We start from the raw sequence: 26,842 nt of genomic DNA on the forward strand, positions 1-26,842 counted from the left end.
TTCGAGCAGGACCGGGGCGAGGAGAACCCTGGCACGCTGGCGGAGTTCCTGGAACAGGTCGCCCTCGTCGCCGACTCCGACCAGATCCCGGACGAGGACGCGGCGGAGGACGACACCGGCGTGATCACCCTGATGACGCTGCACACCGCCAAGGGCCTGGAGTTCCCGACGGTGTTCCTCACCGGCCTGGAGGACGGCGTGTTCCCGCACCAGCGGGCGCTGGGCCAGCCCAAGGAGCTGGAGGAGGAGCGTCGGCTGGCGTACGTCGGCATCACCCGCGCCCGGGAACGGCTCATGCTCACCCGCTCGGTGATGCGCAGCGTGTGGGGGAGGCCGCAGTACAACCCGCCGTCCCGGTTCCTGGAGGAGATCCCGGAGGCGTACGTGGAGTGGAAGCGCACCGGTCCGGCCGCGGGTCCGGCGCCCGCTGCGGGGGGCGGCGCCTCGGCCATGACCGGGACGGCCTCCGGCGGGGCGTCCGGGGCCGGCCGGGGAGCGGCCGGGTTCGCGACCCGGCGCGGCAGCGACCGTCCCGTGGTGTCGCTGTCGGCGGGGGACCGGGTCACACACGACTCCTTCGGCCTGGGCACGGTGGTGGCGGTGAACGGGGCCGGGGACAACGCGGAGGCGACGATCGACTTCGGGGACGAGAAGCCGAAGCGGCTGCTGCTGCGGTACGCACCCGTGCAGAAGCTCTAGCCGCGCGACGCGCGCTCCGCAACCAGACGGCTCGCCCGCCACGTCGCACGGCTGCGCACGCGCGCCCACCGGCCCGCGGGGCGCGGGCACCGGCGGGCCGCGTCGAGGCCGATCGACGGTGTCAGTAGTCGATCGTGATGGCCGCGACGAGCTGACCGTCGTTCCTGACGATGGCAGCGCCCGCCTTCGTCGAGCTGTCGTAGGTGAGTGCGGTCTTGTGCCCCGGGCTTCGGAACCAGGCATCCACCATGGCCTCGGGCGTGGTGTGCGGACCGCCCACGAACAGGACTTCGTGTCCGCAGTGTTCGAGCGCGCCCTTCGCGAGGCTGGCGGAGGAACAGCGTTCGGCCTGAAGGGCGAGCTCGTCGCTCTCCTTGACCGAGCCGAGCCCCATACCGCCGCGACGCCGGTTGAGCAGGGATAGGTTGGCGTTCGTCGGCGGACATGGCGGAAGCGCTGTCCGCCGAGCCTGAGTCGTCGGAGGAGTCCGCGGCCTTCTTCTTGGCCTCCGCAGAACCGGCCCCTTTCTTGGCCCCCGCGGTCGCGGTCTTCTTCCGGGCCTCCGCTGCCGCGGCCTTTCGCTTCCGCTCCGCCTGCTGCTGCCCCGCCTGTCGCGCGGAGCCCACCGCGCGCTCGCGCGCCGTGCGCTGCTTCTCGGCGTCGCGGGCCAGTTGCTGCTTCTTCGCGCGGTCCGCCCTGTTGTCCTCAGTAGGTTTCCCTTGGTTGCCCACCGTGTCCGCTTCACCGGCAGCGGAGCTGTGCCGGTCGCCCGACTCGCTCTGGGAGGTCACGGTCACCGCTGTCACAGTGCCCAGCGCGAGGAGGACACCGGAACCGGCCGCGATCCGGGTACGCAGGGCCGCCGCTCGTCTGCGAGTCCCGCCGTGCGTCCTACGGTGCCGTGACCTGGTGCTTCCGGTCGTTCTCGGTGTGGTGCTTCGTACGGAGAGAGCGGGCAACGGAGCCCATGTCCCGCGTCGTCATCTGTTCGTTATGGCAACTCGACGGGTCCCCACGGCAGGTGTGTGACAGTGGGCCACCACGAACTGGTCCTCGGCCCGCACGGTTTCCGGCCGCACCGTCGCCCGAGCGCCGGGGGCTCACTCGTACGGGTGGGGACGCGCCGTACGCCGTGGTTAAGCTGGCCGCAGGGCCGAGAATCCGGGTATGGGAGGGACAATGACCGCAGAGCCGCTGCCTGCCTGGGCCTTTCCGCCACCGGACGGCTTCACCGCGCAGGACCTGGACCGGATGCCGCACCTCCCGCCGCACACTGAGCTGATCGACGGGAGCCTGGTCTTCGTGAGCCCGCAGAAGTATTTCCACTCGCTGGCGGTGGATCTGCTCACCACGACGCTGCGGGAGTGCGCGCCGCGATCCGCCCGGGTGGCACGGGAGATGGCGGTGACACTGAGCAGGCGCAACCGGCCCGAGCCCGACGTCCTCGTGTTGAGCGCGACGGCGGTGAGCGCGGAAGCGGAAGAGACCGGCTATCACCCCGAGGACGTGTCCCTGGTGGTGGAGGTGGTCTCCCCGGACTCGGAGGAGCGCGACCGGAAGCGGAAGCCACAGCTGTACGCGGAAGCGGGTATCGAGCACTTCTGGCGGGTGGAGAAGAGCACGGGACGTCGTCCGGTGGTCTACGTCTACGAGCTGGATCCGGCCTCGGGCGCGTACGTCGCGACGGGCATCCACCATGACCAGTTGAAGCTGTCGGTGCCGTTCGCGATCGACATCGACCTCACCCGGATCGACCGGCTGTAGCGGTCACCGCGCAGCTCTCGTACGCGGGCGGGTAGGCGTCGCCGCGATAGCCGGGGCCGGCGCCGCGTACGTACGGCCCGGCTCGTCACCCCCTGGGGGCGGGGCGACGGCCGGCCGGGCCGCCGCCTCGTGGGGGGTGGCCGAAGTACTCGAGTGTCGCCTTTGCCCTGCCCAGCAGGATGCCGCTGAGCAGTACGACCAGGGCGAGCCCGAAACCCCGCATCTGCGTCGTCCAGGAGTCCGAGCCGGGGTCCCAGCTGAGAATGCCGTTCGGCAGGGCGATGGCCGGCACGGAGAGCAGGGGGAAGTAGGTGGCGATCGCCCCGGTGTGCGAGCGAGCTCGGCCGCGCAGCATGAGACAGCCGGAACGCAGGATGGTGAGGCCCGTCGCCAGGCCCAGCACGCACAGGAAGAGCGCGAAGACGCCGCCGATGGTCCGGTTGTCGCCCGGTGCCGCGTCGTTCATCCAGGCCCAGCTCGCGTACAGGCCGTAGCCGCAGCCGCCGGTCATCACCGAGCCGACAAGCAGCGCGTGCACCGTGAAAGCGGTGGCGGTCAAGGGTCTCCGGCGCCGGCTGTTCGGTCCGGACGGCCCACCGTCGTAAGGGTTTCGTGGCGCGGGGCTGGCCATGATGGCTCCTGTCTTCGATGGGCGCGTGGTCGGTGGGCCGAGGACTCCGCAGCCGCGCCATGCCGCGCGATTCGCACTGCTACACGCCTCGATGACGCAGCCGGTTCTGACCAATCGTGGGGAATGTGTGTGGGGTTGGTTAACAGCGGAGCTCAGTGACCCTATGGCCGTGGGCACTGGCGGACGGAACGGCCCCAGACCGGCTCCGCGCCCTCTTGGAACCACATCGCCATGTTGCGTACACGCTTCTAGATGTAGTACTTCTTATACATGAGCGAGCAGGTGCACAATCGGTTGGCCATGGTGCGAGCGGAGCGGAAAGTGTCCCGTCAGCGCCTGGCCGAGGCGGTCGGTGCCCACTACCAGACCATCGGGTACATCGAGCGCGGCCAGTACAACCCCAGCCTGGCCCTGGCCCTGCGCATCGCCGCCCACTTCGAGCTGCCGGTGGAAGCGCTGTTCGCGCTGGAACCCTTCCGGCCGCTCACCGACGAGGTATACGGAAGGAAGCCGGCATCATGACGGGGAACGACGCACCGCGGATCACCGCACGCGACCGCTGGACGTACCAGAGCATGAACGACCCACGGGCCCGGCGTATGTGCGCCACCCGCGCGCGACGGGTCCAGGCGGTCCTCGCGCACCTCGCGCTGACGGCTGTCGCCACGACCAGCGGCACGCTGCTGGTGGCGACCGGCCAACTGTGGTGGTGCCTGCCGCTGTTCGCCGCGCTGCTCCTCTGGATGCCGGTGACCGGCATGCTCAACGCCGTCACCCGCGGACTGCTCGAACTGCGTCCCCGGATGCTCGACGAGCGACAGGCCGCCGAACGGGCAGTGGTGCTGGCTCTCGCACACCGCGGCAGCCTGCTGGTGATGGTCGCCGCCCTCGGCGCTTTCGGCGGCGCGCACTGGGCCGGCGCCGAACTGTCCGGGGCGGCGCTGCCGCTCGCGGTGACCGTGCTGGCCGTCGCCCTGACCCACTGGCTGTTGCCGCTCTGGATCGCCGCCTGGCGGGTGCCGGACGAGCCGGCGGACGAGGAGTGGGGCGAGCACGCCGAGCCGCACGCCCCCGCGGTGGCGTAACCCCGCCCGCACGGCTCCCGTACGCGGCCCCGGTCCGTACGGGAGCCGGTGTCCCGCCGCGTACGGACCGGAGCGCCGCCCCGGTGCCGTGGCCAACGCGCCGGTCAGCCCATGCTCTTGGACCCGTCCAGGGACTCCCGGAGGATGTCGGCGTGACCGGCGTGCTGAGCGGTCTCCGCGATGATGTGCATCAACACCCGGCGGGCCGACCACCGCGCCCCGGACTCGAACCACGGGGCCTCCGGCAGCGGCTGGGTGGTGTCCAGGTCGGGCAGGGTGGTGACCAACTCGTCGGTCCTCCGCGCCACGTCCGCGTAGTGGTCCAGCACTCCGGCCAGCGTCTCGCCGGACAGCATCCGGAACTCCGCCGCCCGAGCGGCCCAGTCCTCCTCGGTCATGGTGCTGAAGTCCCCCATGGCGGAGGGGCCGTTCAGGATGAAGTTCGCCCAGCCCTGCTCGACCGAGGCGACATGCTTGATCAGTCCGCCCAGGCACAGTTCGCTGGCGGTGCTTCGCGTCCCCACCTGCTCGTCGGTGAGGTCACGGGTGGTGAAGCGCAGGAAGTGCCGGTGTTTGGCCAGGGCCTCCAGCCATTCGGCACGCTCGCCCGAAGCACGCTCGGACCCGCTGGGAGTGTCAGTGGTGGGCTTGTCAACGGTCATGGCAGCCGCCTTACGGGTTCTGGTTCCGGTTTCCCCTCGGTCAGAAACCACGTTAGGAACCACTGCGGTCAGATTCTGTCCGCAGCGGTCGTGTCGTAGCCATGGCGAACGGAGAGCGGATGTCCATGTGCCCGCCCGAGGCCACGCACGAGGACCCCCGGTGCGGTGTCGCCCAGACGGCTCCACCGCACCGGAGGTCCTCGCTCCGTACCGCCTCACGAGCCTCAGCAACGCGGGTCGGCGAGTGCGCCTACTTGGTGGCGTAGCTCAGCACGGCCCCACGCCGGAAGTTGGCGTCGCCCTGGGTGCCGAGCTCGATCACCCCCGCGCTCCACACCTTGTCCTCGCCAGGCACCTTGACCATCATCTCCGGCCAGAACTTCTGCTTCTCGTCGACCTCCCGGACCTCGCCCGTACGGCCGGGCACCGGCTTGTGCTCGCCGATCTCCCGGACCTCTCCGTCCTTCGTCAGATGCCAGGAGTCGTTGTCGTCCAGCAGCAGGCCGCCGTTCCCGTCGGACGCGGCGATCCCGTCCACCCCCACTCGGCTGGTCGCTTCCTCGGGCATCCGCTGCCACTTGTCGCCGTTCCAGCGCAGCAGGATGTTCTCCGCGTCCGGCTCCGGAGTGGTCTCACCGTGGTTGAAGGTGTGCTCGCCGAGCGCCCACACCTCGTTCTCGGACACCGGGACCACCGTCTCCAGATAGGCGTCCTCCTCCGGGGGCCTCGGCTTGGGGAACCGGTACTCCGGGGTGTCGATGAGCTTCCACGACTCGCCGTCCCACCGCATCGCCGCGGGCTGGGACAGTGTCTCGCCCTTCTGGTCATCCTGGCTGCCGACGGCCCACACCTGGTCCGCTCCCGCGTTGCCCAACGTGTTGGCGTCGGCCGGCAGTTTGGTCTTGGTCCAGCCCTCGCCGTCCCAGTGGCTGGCCGCCGAGTCGCCGTGCAGCGCCCACACGTCGTCCGAGCCGACGACGGCCACGGACACGACGCCCGCGGAGCCCGCGGGCCGCGGGACCTTCCGCCACCGCTCGCCGTCGTAGCGGTAGACGAAGGGAGCGGACTCCGCGTTGTCCGCCCGCTCGCCGAACAGCCACACGTTGTCCGGACCGGAAGCCTCGATGCCGGTCAGACTGGTGTCCTTGCCCTCGATCTCCGCGGGCAGTTCGCTCTTCTTCCAGCCCTTCCCGGAACCGTGCAGCAGCACGGGAGCGAGTGCGGTCTCCTCGCTGTCCTCGCCTATCGCCCACCCCTCGGTGCCGGACACCGGGGCGACATCGGTCAGTTTGGCGTCCAGCGACTCGCTGTAGTGCTCGACCTGCCAACTCGAGGCTGCATTCTCCGGCTCGTCCTGGCCGCCGCCCCCGTCCGACTCGTCGCCGATGGCTATCTGGGCTGCCGTCACGGTCAGCGCTACGGCGGCAACAGCGGTCACACCCTGCCGGTAGCGCCTCTTTTTCGGAGACATCAGTTCCCCCTGGAACTCGGTTCGCTCAGTCACGTTCCGTCGACCATCGCCAGGCCAAGTCACGGCCGGCGCCGACGGAGATGACCAAGCATGCAACATGCGGCGGTACTTCGTCCCGTCCCGAAAGAGATCGATTTCATGACGGCGAGCGCCGCGTACGGCACCCCTCGTCTCCGGTGCCGGTTTCACCTGGTCCTCCGGTGCACGAAGCGCTTCGGATCGCCGTCCCCGATCAGCTTCTTCCGCGGCCCTCCGGGGGCTTCACCCTCCGGTACAGCTGCGGCAGCGCTTGTCCAGGGCCGTCCAGCGCAGCCCGAGGGGCGTCCAGTTTGGCGCCCGCGTCGCTACGCGCGTCCTCACGTATCGCCTCGGCCGTCGTGGTGACGCGCCGCCATGCTCGTCCGTCCGGGAACTCGACGGTACGCGCCTCGCCCGGGTGGTGGTCGATGGCCACCACCACGTCACCGCGCGCCCTAGCCGCATCACGGGAGCCGATACGTGTATGGGTGGAAGCCCACTCCCGTGCAGGACGGAAAGGTATGAGCGCGCACAGCACTCCTCCCGGTGAGGAACCAGAGCACCAGGACTCCGCCGGGGAGCGGGGGCGGGAACGGGCAGCGATGTTCCGTACGCTCCTGACCAGCAGCCATCTGTCGACCCTGGAACAACTTCCGGAACTGGTGAACCGGTACGCCGCCCCGGTCGGGCTGCTGGACGTGCTGATCTACCTCGCGGACCTGCAACAGGAGGTGCTGAGCCCGGTCACCGGCGAGGCGTCCGCGGTGCACGCGGAGGAGAAACTCAACGTCGACGGGACGGTGGCCGGACGGGCCTTCCAGCACGGGGAGATCCTGCCCGTGTCCCCTTCCGAGGCCGATCGCTGGTGGGTGCCGTTGCTGGACGGCACCGAGCGGCTGGGGGTGCTGCGTATCACCGCCGCGCAGGTCGACCCCACCACGGTGGTGGACATGCGCGCTCTGGCCAGCCTGATCGCGCTGATGGTAGTCAGCAAGAGAGACCTCAGCGACTACTACGAACGGCTGGTGCGCCGACGTCGTATGAACGTGGCCGCCGAGATGGAGTGGCGGCTCATGCCGTCGCGGACCTTCGCCACCGACCGCGTGATGATCAGCGGGGTCATGGAGCCCGCGTACGCGATCAGTGGTGACGCGTTCGACTACGCCGTCGACGGCCGCACCGTACACCTCGCCGTCTTCGACGCGATGGGTCACGACACCGCCGCCGGCCTGACGGTCCAGCTCGCGCTGGGAGCGGCTCGTAACGCCCGCCGGCACGGTGTGGGCCTCGCCGAGTGCTCCGTCGCGGTGGAGGACGCGCTGCGCGATCAGTTCGGGTACCTGCGCTACGTCACCGGCATCATCGCCACGCTGGACACCGAGACCGGCGCGCTCGAATGGCTCAGCCGCGGCCATCACCCGCCAGTGATCATCCGCAGCCGTGCCACCGTGAACCTGGACTGCCCTCCAGCACCGCCGATGGGTACGGACCTCACGACGGCCCCCGTCACCGTGTGCCGGCACCAGCTACACCCCGGCGACCGGTTGTTGCTCTACACCGACGGCATCATCGAGGCACGCAGCGCCCGCGGCCAGGAGTTCGGTCTCGAACGCTTCACCGACTTCCTCATCCGCCACCAGGTCGACGAACTCCCGGTGCCAGAGACCCTGCGCCGCCTGGTGCGCCGGCACCTGGAGTTCCACCAGGGGAAGCTGGACGACGACGCCACGGTGCTTCTGCTGGAGTGGCACGGCCCCGCCGGCTACGCCCCGAGCGAATCCGCGGACCTCGTCGGGTTGCCCCGGGCAGGCGGCGACGCGTGACGGCACCGTGGCTGTCCCGCCCCGACACCGGCGGCGTCTGCTCGGCGGCCCGTACGTACGTGTTCACAGCAGCTTGCCGAAGCAGCGGCTCTCCCCGTGGAAGCGGTAGTAGCCGAACTTCTCGGTCTCCTCGTATCCACTGGAGCGGTACAGCTCGATCGCTTCCGGCTGCGCCAGGCCCGTCTCCAGCACCATCCGCCGCCGGCCCGCCTGCCGCGCGCTGTCCTCCAGCTCGGCCAGTATCCGCCGGGCCAGGCCGCGCCCCCGCGCCTCACGCACGACGAACATCCGCTTGATCTCGGCGTCCCCGCGCGCGTACCCCTCGTCGACCTCCTCCTGGGTACGCCAGCCGCCGGTCGCCACCGGGCTGCCGTCGGTGTCGTAGCCGAGGAGATACAGCCCGCGCGGCGGGTCGAACATGTGTGGGGCGAGGTAGGTGACGTCGCCCTCGTCGCCGTATCGCACGGCGTACTCCTCCTGCACCATGGCGTCGAGCTTGACCGCGTCGGGGTGGTCGTAACGAGTGGGGACGATCCGCATGCCCGCCATGGTATGCGCCGCGAATCGGCTCCCCGGGGCGGCGCCGGGCACGGGGATCGGTGTCAGCTCCCGGTGCCGCCCGGCGACCTCCGCCGATCCCGTAGGCTGTCCCGCCGGCGCAGTCGATCGGGAGCGAGCACGTGCAGCAGGTGACGACGGTCAACGTGAACGGCCTACGAGCCGCCGCCCGCAAGGGTTACGGCGCCTGGCTCGCGGCGAGCGAGGCGGACGTCGTGTGCCTGCAGGAGGTGCGTGCCGAGGGGCACCAGCTGACCGACGAGATCCGTGAGCCCGCCGGCTGGCACGCCGTGTACGCGCCCGCTGCGGCGAAGGGCCGGGCCGGTGTGGCCTTGCTCACCCGACGTGAGCCGGAGGACGTACGGGTGGGCTTCGGGGAGCCGGAGTTCACCGACTCGGGCCGGTACATCGAGGCGGACCTGCCCGGCCTGACCGTGGCGAGCCTCTACCTGCCCTCCGGCGAGGTCGGCACGGCGCGGCAGGACGAGAAGGAGCGCTTCATGGCCGCCTTCCTGCCGTACCTGCGTGAGCTTCGGGAGAAGGCCGCGGCGGACGGCCGCGAGGTGCTGGTCTGCGGCGACTGGAACATCGCGCACCAGGAGGCGGACCTGAAGAACTGGCGCGCCAACCGGAGGAACGCCGGCTTCCTGCCCGAGGAGCGCGGCTGGCTCAGCCAGCTCCTTGACCCGGCCGACGGCGGCTACGTGGATGTCGTACGCGCCCTGCACCCGGACCAGTCCGGGCCGTACTCCTGGTGGTCGTACCGGGGGCGGGCCTTTGACAACGACTCGGGTTGGCGCATCGACTACGCCATGTCGACGGCCGGGTTGGCCCAGCGTGCGGTGAAGGCGTACGTGGAGCGGGCCGCCAGCCACGCGGAGCGGTGGTCGGACCACGCCCCGGTGACGGCGGTCTTCGACGTCTGAGGGTCCAGCCGGACTTCGCTCCTCGACGGTTGTGCAGATCCGCCTCGCCATGCATTCTGTTGCATATAGCGTCTGTTGCATGGATGACGTGTGGCGGCTCGAAGTGGAGCCGGAGGTGCGTGAGTGGCTGGAACTGCTGCCGTTTCGGTTGTACCGGCGAGTCGAGGACAAGGCCGATCGATTGCTGGATGCGCCGACCACGCTGGGCTAACCGTACTCCCGACATCTCGGAGGAAAGCTGCGAGAGCTGCGGTTCGATCTGGGCGGCGAGGCGGTGAGGGTCCCGTACTGGCTGGCCCCCGGGCGGCGGATCGTGTTGCTCACGGTCTTCCGCAAGACTCGGATGCGGGAAGCTGCTGAGGTCGAACGGGCACGTGCCGCGCAGAGGACCTGTGAGGACGAGCGCGGCGCGGCTGATCACGTCTACGAGCGGGATGAGGAGCAACGGTGAACCACAGCGGGTGGCGGACCAGGCGAACCCGACAGCTCGCCGGAGAGGGCGTCGAGTACGACCAGGAATACGTGGAAGCGCGGCTCGCTGGGGACTTGGGCCAGGCCGTGTACGACCGACGTACCGAGCTGGGACTCTCCCAGGTGGAGCTGGCGGTGCGGGCCGGCATGACCCAGCCACAGATCTCCCGGATGGAGGGCGGTGACACCGTGCCGACGCTGCCGATCCTGCACCGTCTGGCGAAGGCGTTGGACGGTTCTCTCCTCTTGTCCATCGATGAGGGGAACTCCCGGGTCACCTTCAGGCCGCACGCAGCGTGAGAAACCCCGCGTGTCCTCGTCCTGTCCGCTCGGCAGGCGATCGCTGCCGTACGTGGAGCGACCACGCGCCGGGGACGGCGGTCTTCGGATAGCGGCCGGCCGTACGTCGCTACCGGGCGCTGACTAGCTCGGATGACTCCGCACGATCTCCAGCACGTCTTGGAGGGAACGGGTCACCAGCGTCAGTGACCCTCGCGTCTCGCTCAGGCTCAGTTCGCTGGGGGGAAGCGCGAGTGATGCTTTCGCCAGCTCGCACACGCGTTGCGCCGATTCGAGCAGTTGGTCCGTTGCCTCATCTCGGTCGGATACGAAGATCGCCGTGCCGGTGCGGTTGCTGGTGACCGTTGCTGGGCTGGATTCGTCCTGGTAGCTGCTCATCCTTCGAGGCTCGCCGGGACACACGGTCTCCGCGACGGCATAGAGGGGTGCTGAATGGATGTCACTCGAAGGCGTCAAAGTGACGTCATTCGCGGCTCGTTGAGGGATGATGGCGCCATGAGCGTCACAGCGGACACGGTGCCGGGCACCGCGCCGAACACCACATTGCGCGCCGTACGGATGAGCCTTCGGCTGAGCCAGGACGACCTGGCGCGAGCCATCCGCCGGGCCGGGAACACCGCTGGGGACCCCAACGACGCCTCCAAGCGACTTGTGCAGCGCTGGGAGAGTGGCGTGAGTCGGTGGCCCCGACCGGTATACGCGCGGGCGCTGGAAAGTGTTACCGGGCTGCCCGTCGAGTCACTAGGGTTTGTGCTCCCGGTCCCTATGGCTCGGGTGACCAGCGATGGCCGTGGAGGACACCACATGGAGAGCAGCGCCAACGGTGCGGACAGCCCGATAGAGACGCCGGCGACGCAGCCAGTCGGTGAATACTCGGGTGTGTGGCTCTCCCGCTACGAGTTCTTCTCCTCCGGTCGTGACGCCACGATCATAGGGCGCCACTACGTCGTGCTGGTGCAGCGCGGTAACCGGCTCACGGCCCGTTCGCTGGAGGGGGCGTCCGCCCATCCGGATTCGCCGCTGTCGCTGGATCTCACCGTCGATCGCAACGTCGTGACCGGGACGTGGGTGGAACAGACCGCTCAGGACGGCTACTACGCCGGGGCTCGATACCACGGGGCCGTTCAGTTGCTGATCGAGCCGACCGGGCGCCGCATGAGCGGGAAATGGGTCGGGTTCGGGCGCGAATTCGACGTGAGCACCGGCCCTTGGGAGCTTTCATTCCAGGACACGTCCACCTCGCGGGAGACGCTGGAAAGCTACAGCCGCCCGCCCGAGTAGCTGCCGACGAGCGCTCCTCCCTGGCTCGTACGGGCCGAACCGCCGGCGCTCACCGCGTCACTCCGGGGCGACGGAGCTGACACGCAGCAGCAGGCGTCCCCGGCGGTGCCGGCGTTCCTCGCCGTGGGGCGCCCGCAGCAGCCGGCCGACCTCGACGAATCCGGCCGCGCCGGCCAGTTCCGCCAGCTCGTCGATCGGCCACCGGAAGGCGGTGGCCACCCGGTGGTCGAACGGCGTGACCGGCTCGCCCTCCGACTCGAAGAAGGCGAGCAGGAGGTGGCCGCCCGGCGCGAGCACCCGGCGGAACTCCGCGAAGTACGCGGGCAGTTCCTCCGGTGGGGTGTGGATGATCGAGTACCAGCAGACGATGCCGCCCAGCGCGCCGTCCGCCAGGTCCAGGGCGTCCATGGAGCCGACCTCGAAGCGGAGGTCCGGGTACGTATGGCGGGCGAGGTCGATCATCACCGGTGACAGGTCGACGCCGAACACCTCGTCCAGCCCCAAGTCCCGCAGATGCGCGGTCACGGGTCCGGGGCCACATCCCAGTTCGGCGACGGGTCCGGCTCCGGCGGCCCGTGCGGACTCGGCGAAGGCGGCGAGGATCGCGCGGTCGAGCGGCAGCGCGGTCAGGTCGTCGCGGGGGAGTTCGGCGTAGCGGACGGCCACGGCGTCGTAGGCGTCGGCGGTAGCCCGGAGGTGCGCGGAGGGTTCGGTCACGAGGGAGGATGCTAAGCCGTTGGCCGGACCCAGAATGACCCCAACCCCCGCTCGGTCCGCGTGTAGCCGTCCTCCCGCAGTTTCCGCGGCGCCCGTGCGGTGGGGACAGCAGGTGCTCGTGACCTGGACCCACTTCGCTCGCCGCCATGCCGAGCAACGCCCGGAAGGTGCTCGCACACGCCCAGGACCTCGTGGAACAACCGAACGTCACACTCCGGGAGTTGTCGTTCGCGACCCGTATGCTCGCGGCCGGCCTGAAGGATGTGCTGTACCTGGTGCCCTTCGCGGAGTAAGCGGCGCTCACGCCGCGGGCGGGCCCGACGACGACTGGAAGGACCTGACATGACCAGCAAGTTCACCGAGCTCGCGATCGACTGTGCCGACCCGTGGGAGCTGGCCCGGTTCTGGTGCGCGGTGCTGGACTACGAGGTGCGGGACGAGGAGGACGGACTCGTCATGATCGCTCCCCCGCGGCTCCGGACGCCAAGCGGCAGCCGGGTCCGGTGCCGCCGATGCTGACGTTCGCGCGGGTGCCCGAGGGCAAGTCCGTCAAGAACCGGCTGCACATCGACGTCAACCCGACTGACCGGGAACAGGACGAGGAGGTCCGACGCCTGCTCGAGCTGGGTGCGCGACGTGCCGACGTCGGCCAGGGCGAGGAGGACTGGGTCTGTCTCGCCGATCCCGAGGGGAACGAGTTCTGCGTGCTCGCGGGCCGGCACACCTGAGCCGCCGTCCCGGAGGGGCCTACGGCGCGGGGGCCTACTCGTCGTGGGCCCGCGACGGGCCGGCTCGCACCGTACGGCATGCTGTCGGGCATGGCCGTCGAACCGCTGACCCCGCTCACCCCGCGGCCGGTGCGCCGGCCGTCCCTGGTGCAGGGCTGGCATGAGCTGACCTTCCTGCACTGGCCGGTGCAGCCCGACCGGGTCGCGGGCCTGCTGCCGGACGGCACCGTGCCGGACACCCTGGACGGGATGACGTACGTCGGCCTGGTGCCCTTCCGCATGCACCGGGTGCGGCTGCCGGGCGAGCCGGGTGTGCCGTACTTCCGTACGTTCTGCGAGACGAACGTGCGGTTGTACTCGGTGGACGGGGAGGGCCGGCGGGCCGTGGTGTTCCGTTCGCTGGACGCCGCGCGGCTGCTGCCGGTGCTGCTCGGCCGGGTCGGCGTGGGCCTGCCGTACGCCTGGTCGCGGATGCGGTTGCGCCGGGACGGGGACGTGCTGACGTACACCTGTCGGCGTCGCTGGCCGAGCCCGGTCGGTACGGTGAGCCGGGTGACCGTGCGTCCGGGCGAACGGATAGCGCGGCCGGGGAAGTTGGAGCGGTTCCTGACGGCGCGCTGGGGCCTGCACGTGTCCTGGTACGGCCGCACGCTCCACCTGCCGAACGAGCATCTGGAGTGGCCGCTGCACCGGGCCGAACTCCTCGGGCTGGACGAGGCGCTCCTCACGGCCGCGGGGGTGCCGGAGGCGGCGGGGCCGCCGGTCAGCGTGCTCTACTCGCCGGGTGTCTCGGTCCGGTTCGGTACGCCGCTGGTGGTCTCCTGAGCTGGCGGCTCGGACGGCTGCTGAGCCGGCTCTGAGGGCTCCGTGGCCTCCGACGGCCGGAGCCAGCCGTCCAGTTCGGAGCGTACGCGCCGGTCCAGCGCCAGGCCCAGCTCCGCCTCCACGATCTGCTTGGCCAGCGGACGGAGGCGCTCCAGGGTCTCGGTGATCTCGCTGGCCCGCCCGTCCACGAGGTCGTCGGCGAGGACGTGGCGGCGCAGCAGTTCGCTGAAGACCCGGGCGATGGCGTCGGTGTGGGTACGGAGTTCGCGTCCGGCCGTCAGTACGGCCGAGAGCGGGATGCCCTCCTGCACGAGGGCGGCGGAGGACTCCAGCAGCCGGCGGCTGACGTGCACGATCTCCTCGCCGTCCACGGTGACGTAGCCGATGTCGAGCGAGTTGGCGAGGTTCTCCGGGGTGACCGCGCCCTGGAAGTGGTCGGCCAGCGCCTCCGGGGTGAGGCGTACGGGCTCCTCCTCGGAGAAGGGCGTGCCGAGCATGCTTTCCAGGCCCATCAGTTCGGCCGTGCCGGCGCCGACCCGGCCGTGCTCGAAGGCGGTCAGCAGGTCGGCTATGCCGCCGAGGGTGTGGCCCCGGGCGAGTAGTGCGTTGATGGTGCGCAGACGTGCCAGGTGGCGCGAGTCGTACCAGGCGATACGGCCCTCGCGGCGGGGCGGCGGGAGAAGCTTGCGCTCCCGGTAGAAGCGCAGGGTGCGGGGGGTGATGCCGGCCTGCTCGGCGAGTTCGGCGGCGCGGTACTGCGCGCGCGGGTGGGGCGCGTCCGGGACGGACCGCGGGTCATCATCCGGGACGGACCGCGGGTCACGCTGCGAGGCGGCGTGCTCCGTGCCGCGCCCGCGCGTGCCGGCCCGCGCCGGGTCGTGGGCGGAGCCTGGGGTGCCGTCCGGGTCGGCCGTGCGCTTGGTGGGAGCCACGGTCGCAGCCTATGTGGGGAGGCTGATCGGCCGCCATGAGATCCACCGGGGTGAGAGCGTCTGGCGGCGGGTGAGCGATGTCGGTCGCCGATGCCCGGCGCCCGGCTGCGTTGTCGTCGGTCGACAGCGCAGCCGGCTCCTCCTCCGCCTTGCCGGACTTGGGCCTCGACACCCTTCTTCTCCCACTCACCCACCGCCAGACGCTCCTAGGTGCAACCGCCGGTAACTTTCTTCCTCGCGCCCCCTACCCATCGGTAGTCGCCTGCCCTACGCTCCAACCATGCCAGTGATTGCTGGCGTAATACGCGGAAACAGGCGCGGCCTGCGACCGTACCCAGCGGCAGCGAGCCCCGGGAGGCGGCATGACAGCCGAGCACGAGCACGTACGGGTGGCGGTGATCGGGTCCGGATTCGGCGGCCTCGGAGCGGCCGTACGACTACGCCGCGCCGGCGTCACGGACTTCGTGGTGCTGGAGCGCCGCGACTCCGTGGGCGGCACCTGGCGCGACAACAGCTACCCGGGCTGCGCCTGCGACGTGCCCTCGCACCTGTACTCCTTCTCCTTCGCCCACAACCCGAGTTGGCCCCGCACCTTCTCCGGACAGCCGCACATCCGGGCGTACCTGGAGCAGATCGCCGACACCTTCGGGCTGCGCCCGCACATCCGGCTGAACTTTGAAGTCACCCAGCTGACTTGGGACCCCGAGGAACTGCACTGGGTGCTGGAGGGCAGCGGCGGCACGCTCACCGCGGACTTCGTCGCGTCCGCCACCGGCCCGCTGTCCGACCCGAAGGTCCCGGACATCCCGGGCCTGGACACCTTCGAGGGCCGGGTCTTCCACTCCGCCGCCTGGGACCACGACTACGACCTACGCGGCAAGCGGGTCGCGGTGATCGGCACCGGAGCCTCCGCGATCCAGGTGGTCCCCGCCATCGCCCCGGAGGTGGACCGGCTCACCGTCTTCCAACGGACGCCGCCCTGGGTGATGCCCCGCGTCGACCGGCGCATCTCGGGAGCGGAACGCTGGCTGCACGGCCGGGTACCGCTCACCGGCGCGCTGCGCCGGCGACTGCTCTGGACGATCCGGGAACTCCAGGTCGGCGCGTTCACCAAGCGGCCGAACCAGCTGGGTCTGGTGGAGAAGCTGGCCAGCGCCCACATGCGTCAGGCCATCAAGGACCCGGAGCTGCGCCGCCAGTTGACGCCGGACTACCGGATCGGCTGCAAGCGCATCCTGCTGTCCAACAGCTACTATCCGGCGCTCGCCCGGGAGAACGTCGACGTCGTCCCGGCCGGCCTGCGTGAGGTGCGCGGTAACACCCTGGTGGCCGCGGACGGTACGGAGACCGAGGTGGACGCGATCGTCTTCGGCACCGGCTTCCACGTCACCGACATGCCGATCGCGGACCGGATCAAGGGCGCCAACGGCACCACCCTCGCAGAGGAGTGGCAGGACGGCGGCATGCAGGCGCTGCGGGGATGCACGATGGCCGGCTTCCCCAACCTCATGACGATCATCGGACCGAACACCGGGCTGGGCAACAGCTCGATGATCCTGATGATCGAGGCGCAGCTGAACTACCTGGTCGACTACCTGCGGCAGCTGGACACGCTCGGCGGCCGGACCGCCTTCGACGCCCGACCGGAGGCGGTGACGGCGTGGAACGACCACGTCCAGGACCGGATGCGCCGCACCGTCTGGAACACCGGTGGCTGCGACAGTTGGTACCTGGACGCGAACGGTCGGAACACGACCGTGTGGCCCGGCACCACCAGCGAGTTCCGACGGGTGACCCGACAGCTCGACCTGAACGAGTACGAGGTGCTGCGCCGCCCCGACACCGCGGCTCCTCCGGTCGGGTCCGCCCGTGCCGGATCGGCCCGTGCCGTCCGTAGCGCCGCTGCCTCCACCGCGAGCCCCCAAGCCGCCCACACCGTGCGGGAGCCCTGATGCCGTCTCTCCTCCGCCCCGGAAGCCCGAACCGCCCGGCCAGCGTCCTCACCCCGCCGCGCCCCGACCGCGAGCTGGTCGTGCTCGCCCCGGACGGCGCCCGATTGCACACCGAGGTGCACGGGCCCGACGACGCGCCGGCGGTGCTGCTCGTGCACGGCTGGACCTGTTCGACCGCCTTCTGGGCGCCGGTGATCCGCGCGCTGGTGGCCGAGGGGCACCGGGTGATCGCGTACGACCTGCGCGGACACGGTCGGTCAGCCCTCGCCGACCCGGCCGGTTACGGCACCGACACGCTCGCCGAGGACCTGTGCGCCGTGCTGGACGCCACCCTCGCGCCGGGCGAACGGGCCGTGCTGGGCGGGCACTCGATGGGCGCCATGACACTGGTCGCGGCAGCCGACCGGGAACCGCTGCGCTCCCGGGCCGCCGCCCTGATGCTGTGCAGCAGCGGGATGTCGGGGCTGGTCGGCTCGGCCCGGGTGGTGCCCGTCCGCGCGCCCGCGCTGCGTGCGCGCATCCAGACCGCCCTGCTGGGCAGCAAGCTGCCGCTGGGACCGGTCACTCCGGTCTCCCGGGCGATCCTGCGGTACGTGACCATGAGCCGCGAGGCGAGCAGGGAACAGGTGGACGTCTGCGCCCGTATCGTGCACGCCTGCCCGCGCAGGTCGCGAGCGGCCTGGGCGCACGTGCTGGACGAGGTGGAACTCCTCGACCGGCTCCCGCTGATCGACGTCCCCACCGCGGTCGTCGCCGGCACCGCCGACCGGCTCACCCCCGCCAGCGCGCACGCCCACCGGATGGCCGCGGCCCTGCCGCACTGCGTCGGCCTCACCAAGGTGCCCGGTCGGGGCCACATGACTCCCGTCGAGCGGCCGGACCTGATCAGCGGCGTGCTGGCCACGCTCGTACGGGAACACCTGACGGCGGCGGGCGGCACTGAGCGGGAGCCGGGGGACTCCGGGGAATCCGCCATGCGTCCCGAGCACCCGGAGCACCCCCAGAACGCTCAGCACCCCGAACACCCGAGGAACCAGGCCAAGGAGGAGTCACGATGACCCGTAGGGACCTGGACGGTCAGGTCGCCGTCATCACCGGAGCCGCCCGTGGCGTCGGCGAACTGCTCGCTCGCAAACTCGCCGCCCGGGGCGCCCGGCTGGCCCTGGTCGGGCTGGAGCCGGAGGCCCTGGAGCGGGTCTGCGCCGGCCTGCGTACGGACGCGGCGTACTGGCACGCGGACGTCACCGAGCACACCGAGATGAGCCGGGTCGCCCGCGAGGTCAAGGAACGCTTCGGCAAGGTGGACGTGGTGGTGGCCAACGCCGGGGTCGCGTCCGGCGGGCCGTTCGCGGACTCCGACCCGGACAGCTGGCGGCGGGTGATCGAGGTCAACCTCGTCGGTGGCACGGTCACCGCCCGTGCCTTCCTGCCGCTGCTCCTCGCCTCCCGCGGCTACTTCCTCCAGGTCGCCTCGCTTGCCGCCATCACGCCGGCGCCGATGATGAGCGCGTACTGCGCGTCCAAGTCCGGGGTCGAGGCGTTCGCCCACTGTCTGCGTGCCGAGGTCGGGCACAGGGGTGTACGGGTCGGGGTCGGCTATCTGAGCTGGACCGACACCGACATGGTGCGCGGCGCGGACGAGGACGAGGTGATGCGGGAGTTGCGGGACCGGCTGCCCTGGCCGGCGAACAAGACCTACCCGCTCGGCCCCGCCGTCGACCGCATGGTGGAGGGGATCGAACGTCGCTCGCACCATGTCTACGGACAGTGGTGGCTGCGCGGCATGCAGGGTATGCGCGGCTGGCTGCCCTCGGTGATCGGCGCGGTGGGGCAACGCGAGATGGCACGCTTCGAGCCCAGGCTGGCCGAGTCCGCGATGCGTACCGGACTGGTCGGCGCGGGCGGGGAGGCGGACGAGAAGGAGCGCTCGGCGCGCTGAGCTGTATGGGTCGATGCCCCACGGTGGTCCCTGTCGTCGGGTGAGGAAGGGATTCGGCTGGCAAGGTCGTCAACACGGGCTGCTGTGCTGATTCCTGGAATGGTCTCGTAGCGACGGGGTACTCACATGGCGCCACGCCACATGGTGGCTGAGCACCCCGGTGGAGGTCAGTTGATGAGCGAGGCCGATGTCTCATCACAACGTACGCACGCGGCCGCGCAAGGTAGTTCGGCCCGGGCGCGGCAGTGGCTCCACCGCGCGGTCGGATCGGATGGTCATGAGCGACAAACTCTCGCTCTGATCTGCAAGAGCACCCTGGCTGCTGCTGTCGCGTGGGTTATCGGGAGCGATGTGCTCGGGGCGCAGTCCCCCGCATTCGCGCCGTTCTCAGCGGTGTTGATTATGCAGGTGACCGTCTACCAGTCACTCTTGCAAGCCCTGCGCTATATGGGAGCGGTTTCGTCGGGTGTCCTCATGCAGGGGGTTCTGGGGTTTCTCGCGGGCCCTCACTTGTTCACGTTCGTGATGGTGACGTTTGCTGCGTTGTTGATCGGTCGATGGCGTCGACTGGGATCTCAGGGATCTCAGGTTGTGACGGCGGCGTTTTTTGCCTTCTCCACCTATGTGGCAGCTGTTTCGGCGTCGGACAGGTGGACGCAGTTGGGTCAGATCATTCTGCTGGTTCTCATCGGCTGCGGGGTGGGCGTGGTCGTGAATGTGTTGATAATTCCGCCGATGCGATACCGGAGTGGCGAGTACGGCATACACACTCTCGCTCACTCGTTGTGCGAGCTGGTGAGTGACATGTACGCGGCGCTGCGTGAAGGTGAACTGGACGAAGAACGTACCCAGCATTGGCGGCGGCGCGCTGCACAACTGGGGTCGGTCAGTTCTCAGGCCCAGGCGTCTGTACAGACCGCATGGGAAAGCACGCTTTACAATCCACGTCGCCTGCTGCGCAATCACCGGGTACCTGGTTCCTTCGCCGGCTACCAGGCTGTCGTCGACGCTTTGGAACGGGTCACCTACCAGGTGGCGTCCATGGCCCGCAGTTTCGACCAGTGGCATGACGCTGATGGCAGCCAAGGCCATCTCGATTTCGTCCGCGCCTACGGCGACTTCCTGGCCTCTCTCGCACGCATCGCCGGACTGCTGAGTGAGATCAACGAGGGCCAGCTTCGCCAGCAGTCCGTTGAACTGTGTGAGTCTGCTCAAGAAGCTCAAGAGTGTCGCGATCAGCTGGAAAGAGAGGCCCAAGAACGGTCAGTGCCCCTCAGTGATCCTGCCAAGCCGTACGGAATTCTCATGGCAGAGGCGAGTCGACTGATGGACGAATTCCAGCACACCTGCGACGTGTTGAAGAACGGAGTTGACTCCCAAGTGGCGCGCAACGCCACGAGCTGACTTGCGCGGGTCTTAGCAATAGGGACGCAAGCTCGCTGCGATCCCCTGGTACGCCGCCTCACCGCTGCATTCCCAACATTGGCGGCATGGCAACGTGCCGGTTCGAACGAGAAGGCGCGTTTCGAGCCCAGGCTGGCCGAGTCCGCGATGCGTACCGGACTGGTCGGCGCGGGCGGGGAGGCGCACGAGAAGGAGCGCTCGGCGCGCTGACGCACTGGCCTCCGACGGGCACCCCCGCCGGGGTGCTGCGACTGCGGGCACCCCTGACGGGGTGCTGTGACCGCGGGCACCCCTGCCGGGGTGCCCGCGGTCGCGGCACGTGCGTACCAGGTCCGTTCAGGACGGCACTCAGAAGGCCATGCCCTCGTCGTCCTCGTCCTCCTCCCAGGCCGTACGGCCACGCTCCCGGGTCTCCTCGTCCATCCCGCCGCGCTCGCCACGCTGCTCCCGCTGGCCGGTGCCTCCGGAGTGTTCGCCCATCCCGCCGCCGTGCTCCTCCATGGAGCGCTGGTCGCCGCCGCTCATGCCCCCCTCGTCCTCCATGCGGCGGCTCTCCCGCTCCTCCTGGGTGCCGCGCTGACTGTCGTCCTCCTGCTGGCGTCCGCGCTGCCGCGCCTCGTCGGCCCGCCGCTCGGACTCGTACTCGCTGGACTTGTCGTCGAACTGGTCTGAGATACCCACGGTCACATCACTCCAAGGCGCGAGGAACGGAAGCCCGAAAGGGCCGGGAAGGTTGGAGATACGGAAGGGCATAAAGCCCGATAAGCCCGTAACACTCCTCAGGCTGACACAGTCATCAAATCGCCGCATCGCGGACGAAACTCCGCGCTTCTCGGGTCACTCGCCCCCGCCCCGGGGCGGCAGTGACGGACGACGCAGATCCGGCACCTCGGCGTAGTCCGGGGGCGTCGCGGCCGGGTGCTCCTCGAGTCGCTCCAGCGCGACCCGTACGCCCTCCCGCAGTACGCTGTGCCGGCCCTCGCCCCAGTCCAGCGGGGTCCGGACGACCTCGATGTCCGGACTGACACCGTGGTTCTCCACGGACCAGCCGTACGCGTCGAACCAGGCTGCGTTCATCGGCACCGTGATCACCGTGCCGTCGTTGAGCCGGTGGCGACCGGTGATCCCGACCACCCCGCCCCACGTACGGCTGCCCACCACCGGCCCCAGCCCGAGCAGCCGGAACACCGCGGTGATCATGTCGCCGTCGGAGGCGGTCGCCTCGTCCGCCAGGGCCACGACGGGACCGCGTGGCGCGTTGCTCGGGTAGCTCACCGGCTGGGCGTCCCGGGTGAGGTCCCAGCCCAGGATCTCCCGGGTCAGCTTCTCCACCACCAACTCGCTGATGTGCCCGCCGGCGTTGCCGCGTACGTCCACGATCAGCGCGGGCCGGGACATCTCCATCCGCAGGTCCCGGTTGAACTGCGCCCAGCCGGAGCCGCCCATGTCGGGGATGTGCAGGTAGCCGCACCGGCCGCCGCTCAGTTCGCGTACGACCGCGCGTCGGCGGGACACCCAGTCCTGGTAGCGCAGCGGACGTTCGTTCACCAGCGGCACGATCGCGATCCGGCGCGGCGGGCGCTCCGGGTCGGAGCGGGAGAAGGTCAGTTCCACGGTCGTGCCGCCGGCCGCCGTCAGCAGCGGCGCCGGCCCCTCGACGGGGTCCACCGGGCGGCCGTCGACGTGCGTGAGCGTCGCGCCCTCCCGGATGCCGGAGCCGGCCAGCGGCGAACGTGCCCGAGAGTCCGAGGAGTTGCCGGGCAGGATGCGTGTGAGCTGCCACTCGCCGGCCTCCGTACGGGAGAAGTTGGCGCCCAGCAGGCCGATCGGCCGCTGGTAGTGCGGCGGGCCCTCGTCACGGCGCGCGGAGGTGACGTACGCGTGCGAGGTGCCCAACTCACCGAGGAGTTCCCGCAGCAGGTCCGCGAACTCGCCCGGCGAGGCCACCTTCTCCACCAGCGGGCGGTACTGCGCCAGCATGGCGTCCCAGTCGATGCCGCACATGCCCGGCTCCCAGAAGTACGCCCGGATGATCCGGCCGGCCTCCTCGAAGCACTGGCGCCACTCGGCCGCCGGGTCCACCTCGTGCATGATGCGGCGGAGGTCGATGTGCGTGACGGAGTCGGAGTCCGGCGGCTCGTACGCCGGCACCACCCGCAGGTCGCCGCTGTCGCTCAGCACCAGTCGGGAACCGTCGCCGCTCACCGAGAACCAGTCGGCGTAGCCGGTGAGTTCGGTGCGTTTCGCCTTGATCATGTCGAAGTGCTCGAGGGTCGGGCGGCCAGAGGTGTCCGCCGGGTTGGCGAAGGTCTCGCCGAGCACCCCGGAGATCGGGTACCGCAGCCAGACCAGGCCGCCGCCGCTGACCGGGCACAACGCGGAGTACTTGGACGCCGTGACCGGGAAGGGCGTGACCCGGCTGCTCAGGCCCTCGGACTCGACCAGCACGGTGCCGTTCTCCATCGCGGTGTCCTGCGGGTCCAGGCCCCCGGCGGCTGGCCGTCCGTCCGGGGAGAGCGCGAAGGGCGAGAGCGTCGCCGAGGACAGCGGAACCAGGTACGGCCGGCAGCCCAGCGGGAACGACAGGTCGCCGGTGTGCACGTCGTACACCGGGTCGAAGCCCCGCCAGGACAGGAAGGCGAGATAGCGGCCGTCCTCGGTGAACACCGGCTGCTCGTCCTCGAACCTGCCGTCGGTCACGTCGAGCAGCGTCGGCTCGGTGCCCAGCCGCGCGATCTTGATCTGGCTCAGTGAGCGCCCCACTCCGGGCTGTGCCCAGGCCAGCCACTGCGAGTCGGGGGAGTAGGCGAGGTCCCGTACGGGCCCGTTGACCGAGCGGATCACCTCCGTCACCCGGCTGCCGCCCGCGGCGGGGCCGCCGTCCTCGGCGTCCCGGATGTCCACCAGCAGCAGCCGGCCGTCGTGCGTGGCGACCGCGACCGAGTCGCCGTCCCGCGCCGCGGTCAGCTCCTGCACCCGGCCCAACTCCCCGGGCGCCACGCGCCGCGGGCTGCGCGGGCGGGTGGCCCGTGGCAGGTCCGCGATCTCCAGCGCGTCCTCGCCCTCGGCGTCGGTGACGTACGCGATCCGGCCGGTGTCCCCGAGCATCGCGGGCAGCCGTACGCGTACGCCGGGGGTGTCGGCGATGCTGCGGGCCGGACCGTCCCGGTGGGTGAGCCAGTACAGGCTGCCGCGTACGCAGACGGCGCTGGCCCGGCCGGTGTGGTCGGCGGCGAGGGAGTCGATATGGGTGGCGGCCGGCACCTGGTGCGTACGGCGGCCGGTGCGCGGACCGCCCAGGCGTACCCGCAGCCGGTGGGGGACGCCGTCGGGGGAGAGGTCGGTGACGAGCCAGAGTTCGCCGGCGCACTGGTAGATGACGCGCTCGCCGTCGGTGGCGGCGTGGCGGGCGTAGAAGTCGGCGTGGTCGGTGTGCCGGCGCAGGTCGGTGCCGTCCGGCAGACAGCTGTAGAGGTTGCCGACGCCCTCGTGGTCGGAGAGGAAGGCGATCCGGTCGCGTACGAACATCGGGCAGTCCAGGTGGCCGTCCAGCCCGGGCAGCAGCCGCTCGCCGAGCAGCCACAACCGGCCCTGGGCGCCGCCCCGGTAGCGCTTCCAGGAAGCCGGCTCGTGCGGCGCGGCGCCCGCGAGCAGCAGCGTCTGGCGTTCCGTGGGCGGGTGCCGGGAACTCATCGCGAGGTGGGTGACCGGCCCCCAGGGCAGCTGGCTGCCGGGGCCGCCCCCGGTCGGCACCCGGTAGGACCAGGTGAAGTGCGGGAAGGGCTGGCCGTGTGAGGCGACGGCGAGGATATCCGAGTCACCCGAATCGTCCGGTGGTGTCCAGCCGCAGACCCTGGTGTCCGACGAGCCCCAGTAGGTCAGCCGGCGTGCCGGGCCGCCGGCGACGGGTGCGAGGTGGATCTCCGGGTCCAGGCTGCGCCAGGTGGTGAAGGCGATGTGCCGGCCGTCCGGGGCGAAGCGGGGGTGGCCGACGCGTGTACGGTCCACGGTGAGCCGCCAGGCCCGCTCGCTCGGCTCGTCGGCGGGGCGGGTGGCCTGGGCGCGCCCGTCGGCCTCGACAGCGAGCGGGGCCACCCAGAGGTCGTCCTCGCTGCTGAAGCAGATGAGGTCACCGTGCAGGTGAGGAAACCGGAGATAGGGTCCGCAAGCAGTCACCTCTCCCATTTTTCTGGGTGAATCCGGCACGGCAACTTGTGACGTGCGTCGCACATCCGCCGACGGCTCATCCATTTCATAGGAGCTAGCGTCTTTTGGCGTGGACTGACACTGTTCCTGCGAGCCAAGACCGGAGAACCAGCCCTGTGGCAACGCTTCTGTACAAGCTAGGAAGACTCGCCTTCCGGCGCCGCGGCATCGTCGCCCTCCTGTGGGTGGCGCTGCTCGTGGCCGCGGGGGCGGGTGCGTCCACCGCCTCCTCGCCACCCGAAGACGACTTCGCCCTGCCCGGCACGGAGTCCCAGGAAGCCTTCGACCTCATGGAGGAGCGCTTCCCCGAAGCGGCGGCCGGTGGCGCGTCCGCGCGGATGGTCTTCAAGGCCCCGAACGGCGAGAAGATCACCGCGACCGAGCACAAGACCGTCGTACGCGAGGCCGTCGAGGGGCTGAAGGGCGAGCAGACGGCGTCTGTCGCCGACCCGTTCGTGCCCGAGAGCGGCGCGATCAGCGAGCGGGGCCAGGGCGACGTCGCCTACAGCGTCGTCAGCTACGAGGTGCCCACCAACGAACTCACCGACGAGACCCGGGACAACATCGAGAAGGTCGCCCAGGAGGCCCGCGACGCCGGGCTCACCGTGGAGACCGGCGGTGACGCGCTCTTCGTCGAACCCGACATGGGCAACGGCGAGATCATCGGCATCGGGGTCGCAGCCGTCGTACTGGTCCTCACCTTCGGCTCGCTCGTCGCCGCCGGCCTGCCGCTGCTCACCGCGCTGGTCGGGGTCGGGATCGGCATCGCGTCCATCGCCGCGCTGGGGGCCACCCTCGGCCTGTCGGCCACCACCTCCACGCTGGCGATGATGATCGGCCTGGCGGTCGGCATCGACTACGCGCTGTTCATCGCCTCGCGCTACCGCGCGGAGCTGATGGAGGGCCGCGACCGGGAGGAGGCCGCCGGCCGCGCAGTGGGCACCGCCGGATCGGCGGTGGTCTTCGCCGGCCTCACCGTCGTGATCGCGCTGGCCGGACTCGCCGTCGTCAACATCCCGTTGCTCACCAAGATGGGTCTGGCCGCGGCGGCGACCGTGGTCATCGCGGTGCTCGTCGCCATCACGCTGGTGCCCGCGGCGCTCGGCCTGGTCGGCAAGCGGATCTTCGGCCGCAAGGTACGCGCCGCCAACCCGGAGACCGGCGTGCCCGGCGCGGATCCGGACGCGAAGCCCAAGGCGGGGACCCGCTGGGCCCAGTTCGTGCTGCGCCGGCCGATCATGGTGCTGGTGACGGCCGTACTGGGGCTGGGCGTGATCGCCGTGCCGGTGTCCAGCATGACGCTGGGCCTACCGGACGAGGGCAACCAGCCCACCGACACCACCCAGCGCAAGGCGTACGACATGCTGTCCGAGTCCTTCGGGCCGGGCTTCAACGGTCCGCTGATGGTGGTGCTGGACACCCGGCAGAGCGACGACCCGAAGACCGCGGCCCAGGAGATCGGTCAGACCGTCGCCGACGTGGAGGGCGTCGTCGCGGTGGCGCCCGCGACGTTCAACGAGGCCGGCGACACCGCGACCATCATGGCGATTCCCAAGACGGCCCCAGGCGATGCCGCGACCGAGGACATCGTGCACGACATCCGTGCCGAAGCGAGCGGCGTCGAAGCCAACCACGGTACGAAGATGCTGGTCAGCGGGACTACCGCGGTGGCCATCGACTTCTCGCAGGTGATGAGTGACGCGCTGGTGCCGTACCTCTCGCTGGTGGTGGGACTGGCGTTCGTGCTGCTGATCCTGGTCTTCCGCTCCGTGTTGGTGCCGCTGAAGGCGGCGCTCGGCTTCCTGCTGTCCGTGCTGGCGGCGCTGGGCGCGGTGGTCGCGGTGTTCCAGTGGGGCTGGGCGGCCGAGCTGATCGGCGTGGAGCAGACCGGGCCGATCATGAGCATCATGCCGATCTTCATGGTCGGGGTGATCTTCGGGCTCGCCATGGACTACGAGGTGTTCCTGGTGACCCGGATGCGGGAGGCGTACGTCCACGGAGAGGACCCGGGCCAGGCCGTGGTCTCCGGCTTCAAGCTGGGCGCCAGGGTGGTCAGCGCGGCCGCGGTGATCATGATCAGCGTCTTCGCGGGCTTCATCGGCGCGGCTGACTCGATGATCAAGATGATGGGCTTCGGGCTGGCGATCGCGATCCTCTTCGACGCGTTCGTCGTCCGGATGGCCGTGGTGCCGGCCGTACTGGGCCTGTTGGGCGAGAAGGCGTGGTGGCTGCCAGGGTGGCTGGACAGGATCCTGCCCAACGTGGACGTGGAGGGCGAGAAACTCCGCGAACAACTCAGCCAGCCCAGCGGGCGGTCGGACGAGAAACCGGACGACCAGCCGCTCCCGCCCTCGCGTCAGCACGAGCACAGCGGGGTGTGAGACCCGTGGTGTGAGGTAGGCCGCGTCGTTCGGGCCCCTCACTCCCAAGTCGGCCCGGCCCGGGAACAG

At 70.3% G+C, this 26,842-nt stretch carries 26 protein-coding genes and 2 pseudogenes; 18 read left to right on the forward strand and 10 right to left on the reverse strand.

All coding sequences use genetic code 11. The features are described from left to right. On the forward strand, nucleotides 1–699 hold a 699-nt coding region (locus AN216_RS03680), incomplete at its 5' end, for a 3'-5' exonuclease (protein ID WP_170843015.1). 121 nt (nucleotides 700–820) lie between these two features. Here the strand turns inward: AN216_RS03680 and AN216_RS30595 are convergent. Next, nucleotides 821–1,444: a CAP domain-containing protein gene (locus AN216_RS30595; protein ID WP_275522124.1), complete on the reverse strand. Its 624-nt coding sequence runs from the start codon at nucleotides 1,442–1,444 to the stop codon at nucleotides 821–823. Between the two features lie 434 nt (nucleotides 1,445–1,878). Here AN216_RS30595 and AN216_RS03690 point away from each other — a divergent pair, with 434 nt between their 5' ends. Further along, entirely contained in the window at nucleotides 1,879–2,463 is a 585-nt protein-coding gene (locus AN216_RS03690) for a Uma2 family endonuclease (protein WP_070195137.1), read from the forward strand. Nucleotides 2,464–2,548: 85 nt separating this feature from the next. Here the strand turns inward: AN216_RS03690 and AN216_RS03695 are convergent, their stop codons facing one another. Next, complete coding sequence (locus tag AN216_RS03695) at nucleotides 2,549–3,022, reverse strand: hypothetical protein (protein WP_070195138.1); 474 nt, start codon at nucleotides 3,020–3,022, stop codon at nucleotides 2,549–2,551. Between the two features lie 342 nt (nucleotides 3,023–3,364). Here AN216_RS03695 and AN216_RS03700 point away from each other — a divergent pair, with 342 nt between their 5' ends. Continuing rightward, nucleotides 3,365–3,616: a helix-turn-helix transcriptional regulator gene (locus tag AN216_RS03700; RefSeq protein ID WP_070195139.1), complete on the forward strand. Its 252-nt coding sequence runs from the start codon at nucleotides 3,365–3,367 to the stop codon at nucleotides 3,614–3,616. Continuing rightward, nucleotides 3,613–4,179: a hypothetical protein gene (locus AN216_RS03705; protein ID WP_070195140.1), complete on the forward strand. Its 567-nt coding sequence runs from the start codon at nucleotides 3,613–3,615 to the stop codon at nucleotides 4,177–4,179. Before AN216_RS03700 ends, AN216_RS03705 begins: the two co-directional genes overlap by 4 nt. A 104-nt stretch (nucleotides 4,180–4,283) precedes the next feature. Here AN216_RS03705 and AN216_RS03710 read toward each other — a convergent pair whose 3' ends face one another. Further along, the gene (locus tag AN216_RS03710; RefSeq protein ID WP_070195141.1) at nucleotides 4,284–4,841 is read right to left on the reverse strand and encodes a DinB family protein; all 558 of its coding nucleotides are present in this window, start codon (nucleotides 4,839–4,841) and stop codon (nucleotides 4,284–4,286) included. Nucleotides 4,842–5,091: 250 nt separating this feature from the next. Beyond that, entirely contained in the window at nucleotides 5,092–6,345 is a 1,254-nt protein-coding gene (locus AN216_RS03715; protein WP_070195142.1) for a hypothetical protein, read from the reverse strand. Between the two features lie 587 nt (nucleotides 6,346–6,932). Between AN216_RS03715 and AN216_RS03725 the strand changes: the two genes are divergently transcribed. Next, nucleotides 6,933–8,153: a PP2C family protein-serine/threonine phosphatase gene (locus AN216_RS03725; RefSeq protein ID WP_070195166.1), complete on the forward strand. Its 1,221-nt coding sequence runs from the start codon at nucleotides 6,933–6,935 to the stop codon at nucleotides 8,151–8,153. 63 nt (nucleotides 8,154–8,216) lie between these two features. Here AN216_RS03725 and AN216_RS03730 read toward each other — a convergent pair whose 3' ends face one another. Continuing rightward, entirely contained in the window at nucleotides 8,217–8,693 is a 477-nt protein-coding gene (locus tag AN216_RS03730; RefSeq protein WP_070195167.1) for a GNAT family N-acetyltransferase, read from the reverse strand. A 140-nt stretch (nucleotides 8,694–8,833) separates the two neighbouring features. On the opposite strand from AN216_RS03730, the gene AN216_RS03735 reads away from it, so the two are divergent. From AN216_RS03735 to AN216_RS03745, 3 genes and pseudogenes are all read left to right on the forward strand, one after another. Further along, on the forward strand, nucleotides 8,834–9,637 hold the full coding sequence (locus AN216_RS03735; RefSeq protein ID WP_070195144.1) for an exodeoxyribonuclease III: 804 nt from the start codon (nucleotides 8,834–8,836) through the stop codon (nucleotides 9,635–9,637). A gap of 79 nt (nucleotides 9,638–9,716) precedes the next feature. After that, a pseudogene (locus AN216_RS03740) lies at nucleotides 9,717–10,088 on the forward strand (type II toxin-antitoxin system RelE/ParE family toxin). Further along, nucleotides 10,085–10,408 carry a helix-turn-helix domain-containing protein gene (locus tag AN216_RS03745; protein ID WP_070195145.1) on the forward strand — a complete coding sequence of 108 codons (324 nt, stop codon included), beginning with the start codon at nucleotides 10,085–10,087 and terminating at the stop codon, nucleotides 10,406–10,408. Before AN216_RS03740 ends, AN216_RS03745 begins: the two are co-directional and overlap by 4 nt. Before the next feature lie 123 nt (nucleotides 10,409–10,531). Here AN216_RS03745 and AN216_RS03750 read toward each other — a convergent pair whose 3' ends face one another. Continuing rightward, on the reverse strand, nucleotides 10,532–10,786 hold the full coding sequence (locus AN216_RS03750; protein WP_070195146.1) for a hypothetical protein: 255 nt from the start codon (nucleotides 10,784–10,786) through the stop codon (nucleotides 10,532–10,534). Nucleotides 10,787–10,903: 117 nt separating this feature from the next. On the opposite strand from AN216_RS03750, the gene AN216_RS03755 reads away from it, so the two are divergent. Continuing rightward, complete coding sequence (locus tag AN216_RS03755) at nucleotides 10,904–11,689, forward strand: helix-turn-helix domain-containing protein (protein ID WP_070195147.1); 786 nt, start codon at nucleotides 10,904–10,906, stop codon at nucleotides 11,687–11,689. 57 nt (nucleotides 11,690–11,746) lie between these two features. Here AN216_RS03755 and AN216_RS03760 read toward each other — a convergent pair whose 3' ends face one another. Continuing rightward, nucleotides 11,747–12,406: a class I SAM-dependent methyltransferase gene (locus tag AN216_RS03760; protein ID WP_070195148.1), complete on the reverse strand. Its 660-nt coding sequence runs from the start codon at nucleotides 12,404–12,406 to the stop codon at nucleotides 11,747–11,749. A gap of 146 nt (nucleotides 12,407–12,552) precedes the next feature. Between AN216_RS03760 and AN216_RS29035 the strand changes: the two genes are divergently transcribed. The 3 genes and pseudogenes from AN216_RS29035 (at nucleotide 12,553) to AN216_RS03770 (ending at nucleotide 13,959) form a co-directional block, all read left to right on the forward strand. Further along, entirely contained in the window at nucleotides 12,553–12,699 is a 147-nt protein-coding gene (locus tag AN216_RS29035) for a hypothetical protein (protein ID WP_170843016.1), read from the forward strand. A gap of 49 nt (nucleotides 12,700–12,748) precedes the next feature. Then, nucleotides 12,749–13,134, forward strand: a pseudogene (locus tag AN216_RS03765) (VOC family protein). A 90-nt stretch (nucleotides 13,135–13,224) separates the two neighbouring features. Then, nucleotides 13,225–13,959: a YqjF family protein gene (locus AN216_RS03770; RefSeq protein ID WP_070195168.1), complete on the forward strand. Its 735-nt coding sequence runs from the start codon at nucleotides 13,225–13,227 to the stop codon at nucleotides 13,957–13,959. Here the strand turns inward: AN216_RS03770 and AN216_RS03775 are convergent. Next, entirely contained in the window at nucleotides 13,908–14,891 is a 984-nt protein-coding gene (locus AN216_RS03775) for a MerR family transcriptional regulator (protein WP_070195149.1), read from the reverse strand. The genes AN216_RS03770 and AN216_RS03775 overlap by 52 nt on opposite strands. A 362-nt stretch (nucleotides 14,892–15,253) precedes the next feature. On the opposite strand from AN216_RS03775, the gene AN216_RS03780 reads away from it, so the two are divergent. The 5 genes from AN216_RS03780 to AN216_RS30600 all read left to right on the forward strand — a co-directional run bounded on the left by AN216_RS03780 (nucleotide 15,254) and on the right by AN216_RS30600 (nucleotide 20,396). After that, nucleotides 15,254–16,843, forward strand: a complete 1,590-nt coding sequence (locus AN216_RS03780; protein ID WP_070195150.1) for a flavin-containing monooxygenase — start codon at nucleotides 15,254–15,256, stop codon at nucleotides 16,841–16,843. Beyond that, nucleotides 16,843–17,901 (forward strand): alpha/beta fold hydrolase, encoded by a 1,059-nt coding sequence (locus tag AN216_RS03785; protein WP_070195151.1) that lies wholly within the window; start codon nucleotides 16,843–16,845, stop codon nucleotides 17,899–17,901. The genes AN216_RS03780 and AN216_RS03785 overlap by 1 nt, the downstream gene beginning before the upstream one ends. Continuing rightward, complete coding sequence (locus AN216_RS03790; RefSeq protein WP_070195152.1) at nucleotides 17,898–18,782, forward strand: SDR family oxidoreductase; 885 nt, start codon at nucleotides 17,898–17,900, stop codon at nucleotides 18,780–18,782. The genes AN216_RS03785 and AN216_RS03790 overlap by 4 nt, the downstream gene beginning before the upstream one ends. 174 nt (nucleotides 18,783–18,956) lie before the next feature. Beyond that, on the forward strand, nucleotides 18,957–20,186 hold the full coding sequence (locus tag AN216_RS03795) for an FUSC family protein (RefSeq protein WP_070195153.1): 1,230 nt from the start codon (nucleotides 18,957–18,959) through the stop codon (nucleotides 20,184–20,186). 78 nt (nucleotides 20,187–20,264) lie between these two features. Then, nucleotides 20,265–20,396: a hypothetical protein gene (locus tag AN216_RS30600; protein WP_275522127.1), complete on the forward strand. Its 132-nt coding sequence runs from the start codon at nucleotides 20,265–20,267 to the stop codon at nucleotides 20,394–20,396. A 138-nt stretch (nucleotides 20,397–20,534) separates the two neighbouring features. On the opposite strand, the gene AN216_RS03800 is transcribed toward AN216_RS30600, so the two are convergent. Both AN216_RS03800 and AN216_RS03805 read right to left on the reverse strand, forming a co-directional pair. Then, a complete protein-coding gene (locus AN216_RS03800; RefSeq protein ID WP_139140847.1) occupies nucleotides 20,535–20,867 on the reverse strand; it encodes a hypothetical protein in 333 nt (110 codons plus the stop codon). 156 nt (nucleotides 20,868–21,023) lie between these two features. Beyond that, entirely contained in the window at nucleotides 21,024–24,371 is a 3,348-nt protein-coding gene (locus AN216_RS03805; RefSeq protein WP_070195155.1) for a S41 family peptidase, read from the reverse strand. A gap of 137 nt (nucleotides 24,372–24,508) precedes the next feature. Here AN216_RS03805 and AN216_RS03810 point away from each other — a divergent pair, with 137 nt between their 5' ends. Beyond that, on the forward strand, nucleotides 24,509–26,773 hold the full coding sequence (locus tag AN216_RS03810; protein WP_070195156.1) for an MMPL family transporter: 2,265 nt from the start codon (nucleotides 24,509–24,511) through the stop codon (nucleotides 26,771–26,773). The last annotated feature ends 69 nt before the right edge of the window (nucleotides 26,774–26,842 follow it).

This window comes from Streptomyces oceani, assembly GCF_001751245.1.
Taxonomy (GTDB): domain Bacteria; phylum Actinomycetota; class Actinomycetes; order Streptomycetales; family Streptomycetaceae; genus Streptomyces; species Streptomyces oceani.